Below are 13,947 nucleotides of genomic sequence, written 5' to 3'. Positions count from 1 at the left end.
AAGCCCCGTGCCCTTGTGGCACGGGGCTTTTCTGCGTTCACGGCCCCTTGCCCGTACCCCTGTGCACTGCCGCAAGGATGCTGAGGGTAAGGTCAGGGGGCATCATTGGCACGTTCTTCACAGGAGGCCCCCGGGTGGAGGTCCAGGAGACTCGAGTTCAGACGGACCGAGTACTCACCATCCCCAACATCCTCAGCATGGCTCGCCTCGTCGGCGTACCGCTCTTCCTGTGGCTGATTCTTCGCCCCGTGTTCGGCGGGCCCAACAGTGACGGCTGGGCCCTGCTGGTCCTGATGCTGAGCGGTGTCAGTGACTACCTCGACGGCAAGCTGGCCCGCCGGTGGAACCAGATCAGCAGTCTCGGCCGGCTCCTGGACCCGGCTGCCGACCGCCTCTACATTCTGTCCACCCTCGTCGGACTGACGTGGCGGGAGATCCTGCCCCTCTGGCTGACGGCAGCGCTCCTCGCCCGTGAGCTGATGCTCCTCGTGATGGTGGCAATCCTGCGCCGACACGGCTATCCGCCGCCCCAGGTGAACTTCCTGGGTAAAGCTGCAACGTTCAACCTGATGTACGCCTTCCCCTTGTTGCTGCTCAGCGACGGAAGTGGTTGGCTTGCTTCGCTGGGCACCATTTTCGGATGGGCGTTCGCTGGATGGGGTACAACGCTCTATTGGTGGGCAGGGATCCTCTACGTGGTCCAGGTCCGCCGTCTGGTCAAGGCGGATGAAGTAGCCGATTAGCTCGTTGACGTGGCGCCGTGCAGAGTCGCAGGCCCGCACCGGATAGTTGTGGTGTTGCCCCGACGGGCGAAGTCGGCTAGACCGTCGTCTCTTCGAGGAGGACGTTTCCGACATGAAGGCCGTCGTGATGGCAGGCGGTGAAGGCACCCGCCTTCGCCCCATGACCTCAAGCATGCCCAAGCCGCTCCTGCCCGTGGCCAACAGGCCGATCATGGAGCATGTGCTGAGGCTGCTCAAACGGCATGGGCTCAACGAAACCGTTGTCACCGTCCAGTTTCTCGCCTCGCTCGTCAAGAATTACTTCGGAGACGGCGAAGAGCTCGGGATGGAGCTCAGCTATGCCAACGAGGAGAAGCCACTCGGTACCGCGGGGAGCGTCAAGAACGCCGAGGAGGCCCTGAAGGACGACACCTTCCTGGTCATTTCCGGTGACGCCCTCACGGACTTCGATCTCACGGACCTCATCGCCTTCCACAAGGAGAAGGGCGCACTCGTCACGGTGTGTCTGACCCGGGTCCCGAATCCTCTGGAGTTCGGGATCACGATCGTGGACGAAGAAGGAAAAGTAGAGCGCTTCCTCGAGAAGCCGACCTGGGGCCAGGTCTTCTCGGACACGGTGAACACGGGCATCTACGTCATGGAGCCCGAGGTCTTCGACTACGTCCAGGCCGACACCTCCGTGGACTGGTCCGGTGATGTGTTCCCGCAGCTCATGAAGGAAGGCAAGCCGATCTTCGGCTATATCGCCGAGGGTTACTGGGAAGACGTGGGCACCCACGAGAGCTATGTGAAGGCCCAGGCCGATGTGCTGGAGCGCAAGGTCGACGTAGAAGTGGACGGATTCGAGATCTCGCCCGGGGTCTGGGTCGCGGAAGGCGCGGACGTCCATGCCGACGCCGTACTCCGAGGGCCGCTGTACATCGGTGACTACGCGAAAATCGAAGCCGGTGCGGAGATCCGCGAGCACACCGTCGTCGGCTCCAACGTCGTCGTGAAATCCGGCGCGTTTCTGCACCGGGCGGTCGTGCACGACAACGTGTACATCGGTGAGCAGAGCAATCTGCGTGGCTGCGTGATCGGCAAGAACACCGACATCATGCGTGCGTCGCGTGTCGAGGACGGCGCCGTGATCGGCGACGAATGCCTGGTCGGTGAAGAATCGATCATCCAGGGGAACGTCCGGGTCTATCCGTTCAAGACCATCGAGGCCGGCGCCTTCGTCAACACCTCGGTGATCTGGGAGTCGCGCGGCCAGGCGCACCTCTTCGGAGCCCGCGGTGTGACCGGCATCCTGAACGTCGAGATCACCCCGGAGCTCGCCGTCCGGCTCGCCGGCGCGTACGCGACGACTCTCAAGAAGGGCGCGACGGTCACGACCGCGCGTGACCACTCCCGTGGTGCCCGTGCGCTGAAGAGAGCGGTCATCTCGGCCCTGCAGGCCAGCGCCATCGACGTCCGCGACCTGGAGAACGTGCCACTGCCGGTGGCCCGTCAGCAGACCGCACGGGGCAGCGCCGGCGGAATCATGATCCGTACGTCTCCGGGAGTGCCGGACTCGGTCGACATCATGTTCTTCGACGAGCGGGGAGCCGACCTCTCCCAGGCACGCCAGAAGAAGCTGGACCGCGTCTACGCCCGCCAGGAGTTCCGCAGGGCCTTCCCCGGCGAGATCGGAGACCTCCACTTCCCGTCGAGCGTCTTCGACTCCTACACCGGCTCCCTGCTCCGCAACGTCGACACGAGCGGCATCGCCGACGCGGGCCTCAAGGTGGTCGTGGACGCCTCCAACGGCAGCGCCGGACTCGTTCTGCCCAGCCTCCTCGGACGCCTCGGCGTGGACGCCCTCACGATCAACCCGGGACTCGACGAATCCCGGCCCACCGAGTCCGCCGAATCCCGTCGGGCGGGGCTGGTGCGCCTCGGCGAGATCGTGTCGTCCGCACGCGCGGCCTTCGGGGTGCGGTTCGACCCCGTGGGCGAACGCCTGTCGCTCGTCGACGAGCGGGGCCGCATCATCGAGGACGACCGGGCGCTGCTCGTCATGCTGGACCTCGTGGCCGCCGAGCGCAGGAGCGGCCGCGTCGCCCTGCCCGTGACGACGACCCGCGTCGCCGAGCAGGTCGCGGCCTACCACGGCACGCAGGTCGAGTGGACGACCACGTCGCCGGACGATCTGACGCGGGTGGGCCGTGAGGACACGACCATCTTCGGCGGCGACGGCCGCGGCGGCTTCATCATCCCCGAGTTCAGCAGCGTCTTCGACGGTGCCGCGGCGTTCGTCAGGCTGATCGGCCTGGTGGCCAGGACACAGCTCACGCTGAGCCAGATCGACGCCCGCATCCCGCGCGCCCATGTCCTGCGGCGAGACCTCGCCACACCGTGGGCGGTCAAGGGGCTCGTCATGCGGCGGGTCGTCGAGGCCGCGGGCGAGCGCAGCGTGGACACCACCGACGGTGTGCGTGTGGTCGAGACCGACGGCCGCTGGGTCATGGTGCTGCCCGACCGGGCGGAGGCGGTCACCCATCTGTGGGCGGAGGGCCCCGACGACGCTTCCGCACAGGCGCTGCTCGACGAGTGGGCTGCGGTCGTGGACAGCGCGGGCGACTAGGGCGTTCGCGCGGATACAGCCCGGCATGATCCGAGCGGGAGGCCCCGGGGTCTCCCGCTCGGGCCGGGCCTGGTCCGCGAGCGAGGTCCCGCACGTGCGGCGGCATGCGCGTCCCGCGTGATGCGTGTACGAGGCCCCAGGTCGTCGACGGTCGGCCCGGCATCCGATGTGCCACCGGTTCCGGGCCGACGGTGGGGCCATTCGGCGGCAGCCTCCATGACGTGCGACGATGTGCGGCATGTCGCAGCCGCCCCCCGATCGGAGTAGCGCCCCGCCGCGTCCTCGCCCCGACGCGTCCATGTCGCTGCTGACCACCGTGATGGAACACAGCCTCGACGAGGGATACGCCGAGGCCTCCGCCCGCCGCAGGTCGGAGGGCGATGCCGGGCTGCCCCGCACGCTCAGGGCCAAGCTGGGCCTTGCGGCCGGTCTGGTGCTGGCCGCGTTCGTGGTGACCCTCGGTGCCGCCGAGGCACAGGTCGCGGCACCCGTCGTGGCCAAGGAGCGCGAGGAACTCATCGACCGCGTGAACGCCGAGACCTCCACGGCGGACACGCTGGAGGCCGATGTCGACAAGCTGCGCAAGGACGTCAACGAGCGGCAGCGCAAGGCCCTTGAGCGGCACGGCGGGGACCAGGGCGGCCTGGTCGCCCTGTTGTCCGGCGCAACTGCCGTGGAGGGGCCAGGAATCAAGCTCGTCGTGGACGACGCGGAGGACACCGACCAGGGTGGCGGGGGACCGCGGGAGTCCACCGGCTTCGCGGACACCGGCCGGGTGCGCGACCGCGACATGCAGCGCGTGGTCAACGGCCTCTGGCAGTCCGGCGCCGAGGCGGTCGCCATCAACGGGCAGCGGCTGACGGCCCTCTCGGCCATCCGCGCGGCCGGCGACGCCATACTGGTCGACAACAGGCCGCTCGTGCCGCCGTACACGGTGCTCGCGGTGGGGGACGGGAAGCAGCTCGCCACGCGGTTCCGCGACAGCGCGGACGGCCAGTACCTTCAGGCGCTGCACGAAAGTTTCGACATCCGCACCAGCATCTCCGAACAGGAGAAGGTGCGCCTGCCGGCCGCTCCCAGCCTGATCGTACGTACAGCAGAGCCTCAGGCCGCAGACACGGGCAGTGGTGCGGCAGACACAGGGAAGGGCACATCGTGATCGCCGTACTGGGCCTCGTCGTGGGAGTCGTGGTCGGACTGTTGGTCCGGCCCGAAGTGCCGGCGGTGGTCGAGCCCTATCTGCCGATCGCCGTCGTGGCCGCGCTGGACGCGGTCTTCGGCGGCCTGCGGGCCATGCTGGACGGAATCTTCGTGGACAAGGTCTTCGTGGTGTCGTTCCTGTCCAACGTGGTCGTCGCGGCGCTGATCGTCTTCCTCGGTGACAAGCTCGGCGTCGGGGCCCAGCTGTCCACCGGTGTCGTGGTCGTGCTCGGCATCCGGATCTTCTCCAACGCCGCGGCCATCCGCCGCCACGTCTTCCGGGCCTGAGGCCGATGAACAACGAACAGAACCCCTTCGGTGGGGGACCGGCCGGAGCGCTTCCCCCCGAGGCCCCCGGGCCCGAGCCGTCACGCCCTGCCCCCGCCGAGGGTGTCTCCGGACGTCAGCGGCTGCTGGCGGGACTCTGGCCGCCGAGGGTGAGCAGGGCCCAACTCATCGTGGCGCTCCTGCTGTTCGTCCTCGGCCTCGGTCTTGCCATCCAGGTCAGGTCGAACAGCGACAACAGCGCCCTGCGCGGCGCCCGCCAGGAGGACCTGGTCCGCATCCTCGACGAGCTCGACAACCGCACCCAGCGCCTGGAGGACGAGAAGCAGCGCCTCGACGACCAGCGCACGGAGCTGGAGAACAGCTCCGACCAGGCGGAGGAGGCCCGTAAGCAGACGCTGGAGAAGGAGCGCCAGCTCGGTATCCTGGCGGGTACCGTCGCGGCGCACGGTCCGGGGATCACGCTGACCATCAGCGATCCGAGCGGTGCGGTCGAGGCCGACATGCTCCTCGACACCATCCAGGAGCTGCGTGCCGCGGGTGCCGAGGCGATCGAGATCAACGGTGTCCGGGTCGTCGCCAACACGTACTTCTCCGGGGACGGGGGAGAGTTGAGGGTGGACGGCAAGAGGATCGAGGCTCCGTACGAGTTCAAGGTCATCGGCAAGCCGCAGGACCTGGAACCGGCTCTGAACATCCCCGGCGGCGTGGTGCAGACGCTGGAGAAGGAGCAGGCCACGGCGGAAGTGGCACGCGCCGACGACATCGTGGTGGACGCCTTGCGACCGGCGGAGCAGCCTGACTACGCTCGGTCGTCGCCCCAGTGAGACAGGGGTGTGTGGTGCTCGAAGGACACGGGCACGAGGTTGCGGGGGGTCGCCGCAACGGATCGGTGACGCGTGGTGGAAACTGTCGGGTGGATACGGACGTTGTGAGGATGTCCGGGTCGGCAGGTGTGTTCATTCAGGGTTCGTCCTGCCCCACGGGCGGGTCTATTTCGGTCAAGGGGAAACGCCCGTGAAGTTGTTTGCGAAGTTGTTCGGAAAGAGTGCCCGCGAGGACAGCAACGCTGCCCGCCACCGCGCTCCGCGTCAGGGTGCCGAGGAGCAGGGCTCGGAGCGCCCGCTCTTCCGCGATGAGGTGCCGGGAACCGCCGGTGGTACCGGCGCGTCGTCGGTTGACCCCGCCGGTGCAGGACGCATAGGTTTCGGGGAACCATCAACCTCAAGTACGGGTGGAGGGTTCGCCCCCGCTCCGGAGGGCTCGTCCATGCCGGTTTGCAGCAGGTGCGGGCATCGCAATGCCGAGGCCAGCCGATTCTGTTCCAACTGCGGCGCGCCGCTGCGGGGCGGAATTCCCGAGCGGGCTTCGGAGACGACCTCGACCATCTCGATCTCCGGTATCGAGGCGTACGAGGCAGAGGCGACGGGGCAGACGTCCCTTCCCTCGCTCTCCCCGGAAGCCCAGGCCGCGGTCGACGCGCTGCCCGCGGGATCCGCGCTGCTGGTCGTGCGCCGAGGCCCGAACTCGGGCAGCCGCTTCCTGCTGGACGGCGACCTGACGACGGCCGGCCGTCACCCGCAGAGCGACATCTTCCTCGACGACGTGACCGTGTCGCGGCGTCATGTGGAGTTCCGCAGGAGTCCGGACGGTAGTTTCACCGTGGGCGACGTCGGCAGCCTCAACGGCACCTACGTCAACCGTGAGCGCATCGACTCCGTCGCGCTGTCCAACGGCGACGAAGTCCAGATCGGTAAGTACCGGCTGGTCTTCTACGCGAGCCAGCGGGGCGTGTGACCCTTCCCCGGACACCGTCCGGGGGGACCACCAGGAAGGCCCATGCTGCGAACACCGACAGGCGGTGCCGGTCACGGCACCGCCGCCGCGGGCGAGCGCACGATGAGTATCGGCACGGTGCTCCTCCAGCTGCGCGACGAGTTTCCCGAAGTCACGATCTCCAAGATCCGCTTCCTGGAGACGGAAGGGCTGATCGAGCCCCAGCGGACGCCGTCGGGCTACCGGAAGTTCGGTCCCGCCGACGTCGAGCGGCTGGCACAGGTCCTGCGCATGCAGCGGGACCACTACCTGCCCCTCAAGGTCATCCGTGAGCACCTGGAGGCCCTGGCCCGCGGTGAGCAGGTCGCGCTGCCGTCCCAGGGCGCGCAGGGCGAGCTGGGGGACGGCAGCTGGGACCAGGACCCGGGCGCGGCGACAGCGGCCCGTATCGGCCGCTCCGAGCTCCTCGCCGCCGCCGGCATCACCGAGGAGCAGCTCGACGAGTGGGAGTCCTACGGGCTGGTCGTGCCCGCGTCCGGCGGGAGCTACGGCGCCGAGGCGGTGACCGTGGCCAGGCTCGTCGCCGATCTCGGCCGGTTCGGGCTGGAACCTCGGCACCTCAGGGCCGTCAAAGCGGCGGCGGAGCGTGAGGCCGGGCTCGTCGAGCAGGTGGTCGCGCCCCTGCGCAGGCACCGGAATCCGCAGACCAGGGCCCATGCCGAGGCGACCGCCAGGGAGCTCGCCGAGCTGTCCGTGAGGCTCCACGCGGCGCTCGTGCAGTCCGCGCTGAAGGTGAGCTTTCACTGACCTTGGAGGAGCCCGACTATCCAAACATGGCGAGCACGTCCTAGGGTTGCTGTGTGAACGAGCTCGACGTTGTGGGTGTCCGGGTGGAAATGCCCTCCAACCAACCGATCGTGCTCCTGCGTGAAGTGGGAGGCGACCGGTACCTCCCTATCTGGATCGGCCCTGGGGAAGCGACCGCGATCGCCTTCGCCCAGCAGGGCATGGCTCCGGCCAGGCCGCTGACCCATGATCTCTTCAAGGATGTGCTCGAGGCCGTGGGCCAGGAGCTCACCGAGGTCCGCATCACGGACCTCAGAGAAGGGGTCTTCTACGCGGAGCTGGTCTTTGCCAGCGGGGTCGAGGTGAGCGCGCGTCCTTCCGACGCCATAGCGCTCGCCCTGCGCACCGGTACGCCGATCTACGGCAGTGACGGGGTGCTTGACGATGCGGGCATCGCCATCCCGGACGAGCAGGAGGACGAGGTGGAGAAGTTCCGCGAGTTCCTCGACCAGATCTCGCCGGAGGACTTCGGTACCAACAGCCAGTGACCGTCCTCGGAGGGGCGGCGTCAGCGCATCCGACAAGCCGTTCCCGTAAACCAGTCACGGGAAACCACCCTCAGGGTGATTATCACTCGGCGTGCCGAGTGTGGCGATCGTTGACGCACCCCTGGTGACTGCCTACCTTCGAGGTGGCAGGTCAAGGACGGAGGTCGGCGTGAGAAGCAGCGGCGACGGTACGGCTGCGGGTGGGCCGTACCGGCAGCACGGCAGTGCGGCCGACCACTCCATCAGACAGCCGGTTCAGCCGGCGGTGGTGGCAGCGGACGGTGTGGCAGTGGCGGGTGACATCGGCTATCGGGGGCCCACAGCGTGCGCTGCGGCGGGTATCACCTACCGGCAGCTGGACTACTGGGCGCGTACGGGGCTCGTCGAGCCGAGCGTACGTCCGGCCTACGGGTCGGGGACGCAGCGCCTGTACAGCTTCCGGGACGTGGTGCTCCTCAAGATCGTGAAGCGGTTCCTGGACACGGGGGTCGCTCTGCAGAACATCCGCACCACTGTCCAGCACCTCAGGGCACGAGGATTCACGGATCTCGAGCGCATGACCCTGATGAGTGACGGGGCGACGGTCTACGAGTGCTCCTCGCCCGACGAGGTCGTGAGTCTGCTCCAGGGGGGCCAGGGCGTCTTCGGGATCGCCGTCGGCGTCGTCTGGCGGGATGTCGACGCGGCGCTCTCCCAGCTCCACGGGGAGCGGGTCGACACGGGGGAGACGCTGATCGGGCACAACCCCGCCGACGAACTGGCACGCCGGCGCAACCGCGCGGTCTGACCCGGCGGAGCAGCAACAGGAGCCCTGACCCGAGCCGCCCCGCACCGCGCACGCGCCGGGCGGGGCGGTTGTCAGTGGCGTAGGGCACCATCGGTCCATGTGAGAGCCGCGCCCACGATTCTGCATCTGGACATGGATGCCTTCTACGCCTCTGCGGAGCAGGCGGCGAAGCCGAGTCTGCGCGGCAAGCCGGTGGTGGTGGGCGGCCTGGGGATGCGCGGCGTCGTCGCCACCGCTTCGTACGAGGCCCGGCGGCTCGGTGTGCACTCGGCGATGCCGATGGCCCAGGCGCGTCGGCTGGCGCCCAACGCGGCCTACCTGGTCCCCCGCTTCTCGCTCTACCGGACGGTGAGCGACCAGGTGATGGAGCTGCTCGGGCGGCTGTCACCGCTCGTCGAGCCGCTCAGCCTGGACGAGGCCTTCGTGGACCTGGAGGCCGGAGGGGTCGCCGACGACTCGGCCTCCGCCCGTGCGATCGGCGTGGAGCTGCGTACGGTGATCAGGGCCGTCACCGGCCTCAGCGGCTCCGTGGGCCTGGCCGGTTCCAAGATGCTGGCCAAGATCGCCTCCGAGGAGGCGAAGCCCGACGGACTGATGCTCATCGAGCCCGGCACCGAGCGCGAGCTCCTCGCGCCGATGTCCGTGCGCATCCTGCCCGGCGTGGGGCCCGCCACAGGAGACCATCTGCGGCGCGCCGGCATGACCGTCGTCAACGACCTCGCGGAGGCGGGGGAGGCCGAGCTCGTACGCCTGCTGGGCAAGGCGCACGGCGTCGCGCTCCACCGCATGGCCCAGGGGTACGACGACCGGCCCGTCGTCGCGGAGCGGGACGCCAAGTCCGTGTCGGTCGAGGACACCTTCGACGTCGACCTGCACGACCGTGTGCGGGTCAGGACCGAGGTGGAGCGGCTGGCGGACCGGTGCGTGGGGCGGCTGCGCGGGGCCGGGCGCTCCGGGCGCACCGTCGTTCTCAAGGTACGCCGCTACGACTTCTCCACGCTCACGAGGTCCGAGACCCTGCGGGGCCCCACGGACGACCCCACGGTGGTCAGGGAGGCCGCCGCGAGGCTCCTGGAGGCCGTCGACACCACCGGCGGAGTGCGGCTGCTCGGCGTCGGCGTCACGGGCCTGGCGGACTTCACCCAGGAGGACCTCTTCGCGCAGGCCGCGGAAGCGGAGGCGGAACACGCGGCGGAGGAGGCCGCGGCGACCGGAGCCGCCCCCGAGGAGGCGGAGGCGGCTGTGCGGGAGGCCCGGGAGAGCGAGGAGCAGACGGCGCCCCGGCGCTGGTCCGCCGGGCACGACGTACGGCACGAGGTCCATGGACACGGATGGGTGCAGGGCAGCGGCGTCGGCCGGGTCACGGTGCGCTTCGAGGAGCCCTGGACACCGCCCGGCCGGGTGCGCACGTTCCGTGTCGACGATCCGCAGCTGCAGCCGGCCGATCCGCTCCCGCTGGTGCGGCGGCCCGCGGACTACTCCTCCTGGCCGGCCAGCCGGCCGAAGTCGCGGTCCGGGGCGACGGGCCCTGCCGACGGGGCGGAGTCCAGCCCGTAATGGCGGTAGAGCTGGAGTTCCTGTTCGGGGGAGAGATGGCGGCCGACGCCGAAGTCCGGCGCGTCCTTGATCAGGGCCCGGTCGAAGGGGATCAGCAGCGCCCCGTCGACGAACTCGCTCGGCTCCAGCGGGACGAACGCGTCCCTGGTGAAGAGACCGGTGCGCACGGCGGCCCATTCGGGTACGCCCGTCGCGTCGTCGAGATACACCTCGTCCACCGTTCCGATCTTGGCACCTTGACGGTCGAAGGCCTTTCGGCCGATCAGGCTGCGCGGATCGATGTCGGTCTGCACGGTGCCTCCCACGGGTCACAACTGCATCAGGGTGGTCGCAACTGCTCCACAGGCACTACGAAAGGGCAGAACCGGGGTATCGGCCACTCGAGACGGCCCGCTCCGTCCCCGCTGGTAGGCTGGAACCGGCTGCTGACCCCGTGCGGGAGAGTCCTCCGGAGAGATCCGGGGGCGCCGAAGGAGCAACTCCTCCCCGGAATCTCTCAGGCCCCCGTACCGCACGGACGAGGTCACTCTGGAAAGCAGGGCGGAATCCGTGCGGCACACGCCGCCGCGGGCGCCGCCCTCACCGACGGTGAAAGCCGGTACGCCCCAGGGCGTCCCGGTGAAGCTCTCAGGTCGAGATGACAGATGGGGAGGCCGTACGGGCAGCCACGCCGTGGCGCCCCTCGCAGGTCGTGGCAGACCAGGAGGCCTCCATCATGACCCCCCGTCGCACTCCGCTCTCCCAGCTGGAGCAGGGCATTCCCTTCGAGCAGCGCCACATCGGGCCCGACGCAGGGGCCCAGGCGAAGATGCTCGCCCAGGTCGGTTACGGCTCCCTCGACGAGCTCACCGCCGCCGCGGTGCCCGACGTGATCAGGAGCGCCGAGGCGCTGGACCTCCCCGAGGCCCGTACCGAGGCCGAGGTCCTGGCCGAGCTGCGCGTCCTCGCCGACCGCAACCAGGTGCTGGCCCCGATGATCGGGCTCGGCTACTACGGCACGTTCACCCCGCCGGTGATCCTGCGCAACGTCATGGAGAACCCTGCCTGGTACACGGCCTACACGCCGTACCAGCCGGAGATCTCCCAGGGGCGCCTCGAGGCCCTCCTGAACTTCCAGACGATGGTCGCCGACCTCACCGGCCTGCCGACCTCGGGAGCCTCGCTCCTCGACGAGGGCACGGCCGCCGCCGAGGCCATGGCCCTGGCGCGGCGCGTCGGCAAGGTGAAGGAAGGCGTCTTCCTGGTCGACGCCGACACGCTGCCGCAGACCGTCGCCGTGATCCGGACCCGCGCCGAACCGACCGGCGTCGAGGTCGTCGTCGCCGACCTCACCGACGGCATCCCGGCTGAGATCGCCGAGCGCGGCGTCTTCGGCGTGCTGCTCCAGTACCCGGGCGCCTCCGGGGCCGTGCGCGACATCAAGCCCGTCATCGACCAGGCGCACGAGCTGGGGGCGGTCGTCTCCGTCGCCGCCGACCTCCTGGCCCTGACGCTGCTCACCTCGCCCGGCGAGCTCGGCGCGGACATCGCCGTCGGCACCACCCAGCGCTTCGGCGTCCCGATGGGCTTCGGCGGACCCCACGCCGGCTTCATGGCCGTACGCGAGAAGTTCGCCCGCAGCCTGCCCGGCCGCCTCGTCGGTGTCTCCGTGGACGCGGACGGCGACAAGGCCTACCGCCTGGCGCTGCAGACCCGCGAGCAGCACATCCGCCGCGAGAAGGCCACCAGCAACATCTGCACCGCCCAGGTGCTGCTCGCCGTCATGGCCGGCATGTACGCCGTCTACCACGGCCCGGACGGGCTCCGCACGATCGCGCAGCGCACCCACCGCTACGCCGCCGTCCTGGCCGAAGGGCTGAAGGCCGCCGGCAACGAGATCGTGCACGACGCGTACTTCGACACCCTCACCGTGCGGGTGCCGGGGACGGCGGCCGACGTCGTCGCCGGTGCGCGTGAGCGTGGGGTCAATCTGCGCCTCGTCGACGCGGACCACGTCTCCGTCGCCTGCGACGAGACCACCACCCGGGCCCGGATCGCCGCGGTCTGGGCCGCCTTCGGAGCCGACGGCGACATCGAGGCACTGGATGCCGAGACGGCCGACGCGCTGCCCGAGGGGCTGCTGCGCACCGACGCGGTCCTCACCCACCCGGTCTTCCACCAGCACCGCTCCGAGACGGCGATGCTGCGCTACCTGCGCAGGCTCGCCGACCGCGACTACGCGCTGGACCGCGGCATGATCCCGCTGGGCTCCTGCACCATGAAGCTGAACGCGACCGCCGAGATGGAGTCCATCACCTGGCCCGAGTTCGGCGCGCTGCACCCCTTCGCCCCCGCCGAGCAGGCACAGGGTTTCCTCACCCTCATCCGTGAGCTGGAGGAGCGCCTCGCCGAGGTCACGGGTTACGACGCCGTCTCCATCCAGCCCAACGCGGGCTCGCAGGGCGAGTTCGCCGGTCTCCTGGCCGTCCGCGCCTACCACCGTGCCAACGGCGACCACGGCCGTACCGTCTGCCTGATCCCGTCCTCCGCGCACGGCACCAACGCGGCGAGCGCCGTGATGGCCGGAATGAAGGTCGTCGTGGTGAAGACCGCCGAGGACGGGGAGGTCGACATAGAGGATCTCCGGGCCAAGATCGCGCAGTACCGCGACGAGCTCGCCGTCCTGATGATCACCTACCCGTCCACGCACGGCGTCTTCGAGGAGCACGTCGCCGACATCTGCGGCGAGGTGCACGACGCCGGCGGTCAGGTCTACGTGGACGGTGCCAACCTCAACGCCCTGGTCGGCCTCGCCAAGCCGGGCCACTTCGGCGGTGACGTCTCCCACCTGAACCTGCACAAGACCTTCTGCATCCCGCACGGAGGCGGCGGCCCGGGCGTCGGCCCGGTCGGCGTGCGCGCCCACCTGGCGCCGTACCTCCCCAACCACCCCCTCCAGCCCGCCGCGGGCCCGGAGACCGGCGTCGGCCCGATCTCGGCCGCCCCGTGGGGCTCGGCGGGCATCCTGCCGATCTCATGGGCGTACGTACGCCTGATGGGGGGCGAGGGCCTCAAGCGTGCGACGCAGGTCGCCGTACTCGCGGCCAACTACATCGCCAAGCGCCTGGAACCGCACTTCCCGATCCTCTACAACGGCCCGGCCGGTCTGGTCGCGCACGAGTGCATCGTGGACCTGCGGCCGCTCTCCAAGGAGACCGGCGTCAGCATCGACGACATCGCCAAGCGGCTGATCGACTACGGCTTCCACTCGCCGACCATGTCCTTCCCGGTGGCTGGGACGCTGATGATCGAGCCGACCGAGAGCGAGGACCTCGCGGAGCTCGACCGGTTCTGCGACACGATGATCGCCATCCGGGGCGAGATCGACAAGGTCGCCTCCGGGGCCTGGAGTGCGGACGACAACCCGCTGCGCAACGCCCCGCACACGGCTGCCTCGCTCGGCGGCGAGTGGACCCACGGCTACAGCCGTGAGGAGGCCGTCTTCCCGGCCGGCGTCACGCCCGCGGACAAGTACTGGCCGCCGGTGCGCCGGATCGACGGTGCGTTCGGTGACCGCAACCTGGTCTGCTCCTGCCCGCCGCTGGAGGAGTACGACCAGTAGGAGCGCGGACACGCGTCGGGGCCGGTGCGGAGAATTCTCCGGGCCGGCCCCCGTGT

At 69.6% G+C, this 13,947-nt stretch carries 12 protein-coding genes and 1 riboswitch; of the genes, 11 read left to right on the top strand and 1 reads right to left on the bottom strand.

Going from position 1 to position 13,947, the window contains the following annotated elements; all coding sequences use genetic code 11:
* The first annotated feature begins 134 nt into the window (after window positions 1–134).
* The 10 genes from AMK10_RS36380 to AMK10_RS36335 all read left to right on the top strand — a co-directional run bounded on the left by AMK10_RS36380 (window position 135) and on the right by AMK10_RS36335 (window position 10,290).
* The gene (locus AMK10_RS36380; protein WP_073753992.1) at window positions 135–743 is read left to right on the top strand and encodes a CDP-alcohol phosphatidyltransferase family protein; all 609 of its coding nucleotides are present in this window, start codon (window positions 135–137) and stop codon (window positions 741–743) included.
* A gap of 112 nt (window positions 744–855) precedes the next feature.
* Window positions 856–3,351 carry a mannose-1-phosphate guanyltransferase gene (locus tag AMK10_RS36375; protein ID WP_073753990.1) on the top strand — a complete coding sequence of 832 codons (2,496 nt, stop codon included), beginning with the start codon at window positions 856–858 and terminating at the stop codon, window positions 3,349–3,351.
* A 238-nt stretch (window positions 3,352–3,589) separates the two neighbouring features.
* Window positions 3,590–4,510 carry a DUF881 domain-containing protein gene (locus AMK10_RS36370; protein ID WP_198959870.1) on the top strand — a complete coding sequence of 307 codons (921 nt, stop codon included), beginning with the start codon at window positions 3,590–3,592 and terminating at the stop codon, window positions 4,508–4,510.
* Window positions 4,507–4,839: a small basic family protein gene (locus tag AMK10_RS36365; protein ID WP_003970459.1), complete on the top strand. Its 333-nt coding sequence runs from the start codon at window positions 4,507–4,509 to the stop codon at window positions 4,837–4,839. The genes AMK10_RS36370 and AMK10_RS36365 overlap by 4 nt, the downstream gene beginning before the upstream one ends.
* 5 nt (window positions 4,840–4,844) lie before the next feature.
* Entirely contained in the window at window positions 4,845–5,663 is an 819-nt protein-coding gene (locus AMK10_RS36360) for a DUF881 domain-containing protein (RefSeq protein WP_073753986.1), read from the top strand.
* A 190-nt stretch (window positions 5,664–5,853) separates the two neighbouring features.
* A complete protein-coding gene (locus tag AMK10_RS36355) occupies window positions 5,854–6,633 on the top strand; it encodes an FHA domain-containing protein (RefSeq protein WP_073753984.1) in 780 nt (259 codons plus the stop codon).
* Window positions 6,634–6,675: 42 nt separating this feature from the next.
* Window positions 6,676–7,419: a transcriptional regulator FtsR gene (ftsR, locus tag AMK10_RS36350; protein ID WP_073753982.1), complete on the top strand. Its 744-nt coding sequence runs from the start codon at window positions 6,676–6,678 to the stop codon at window positions 7,417–7,419.
* A gap of 53 nt (window positions 7,420–7,472) precedes the next feature.
* Window positions 7,473–7,946: a bifunctional nuclease family protein gene (locus tag AMK10_RS36345; RefSeq protein ID WP_006123076.1), complete on the top strand. Its 474-nt coding sequence runs from the start codon at window positions 7,473–7,475 to the stop codon at window positions 7,944–7,946.
* A 169-nt stretch (window positions 7,947–8,115) separates the two neighbouring features.
* Window positions 8,116–8,733: a MerR family transcriptional regulator gene (locus AMK10_RS36340; RefSeq protein WP_073753980.1), complete on the top strand. Its 618-nt coding sequence runs from the start codon at window positions 8,116–8,118 to the stop codon at window positions 8,731–8,733.
* A gap of 99 nt (window positions 8,734–8,832) precedes the next feature.
* A complete protein-coding gene (locus tag AMK10_RS36335; RefSeq protein WP_073753978.1) occupies window positions 8,833–10,290 on the top strand; it encodes a DNA polymerase IV in 1,458 nt (485 codons plus the stop codon).
* Here AMK10_RS36335 and AMK10_RS36330 read toward each other — a convergent pair.
* Window positions 10,209–10,583, bottom strand: coding sequence for a PRC-barrel domain-containing protein (locus AMK10_RS36330; protein WP_073754006.1), 375 nt, complete (start codon window positions 10,581–10,583; stop codon window positions 10,209–10,211). The genes AMK10_RS36335 and AMK10_RS36330 overlap by 82 nt on opposite strands.
* A 133-nt stretch (window positions 10,584–10,716) precedes the next feature.
* A riboswitch (glycine riboswitch) is annotated at window positions 10,717–10,812 on the top strand.
* Window positions 10,813–11,005: 193 nt separating this feature from the next.
* Between AMK10_RS36330 and gcvP the strand changes: the two genes are divergently transcribed.
* Window positions 11,006–13,891 carry an aminomethyl-transferring glycine dehydrogenase gene (gcvP, locus tag AMK10_RS36325; protein WP_073753976.1) on the top strand — a complete coding sequence of 962 codons (2,886 nt, stop codon included), beginning with the start codon at window positions 11,006–11,008 and terminating at the stop codon, window positions 13,889–13,891.
* Window positions 13,892–13,947: the final 56 nt, after the last annotated feature.

Source organism: Streptomyces sp. CB02058, from assembly GCF_001905505.1.
In the GTDB taxonomy this organism is placed as follows: domain Bacteria; phylum Actinomycetota; class Actinomycetes; order Streptomycetales; family Streptomycetaceae; genus Streptomyces.
Note: the sequence above shows the minus strand (reverse complement) of the source record. Positions and strands in the feature narration are given on the sequence as shown.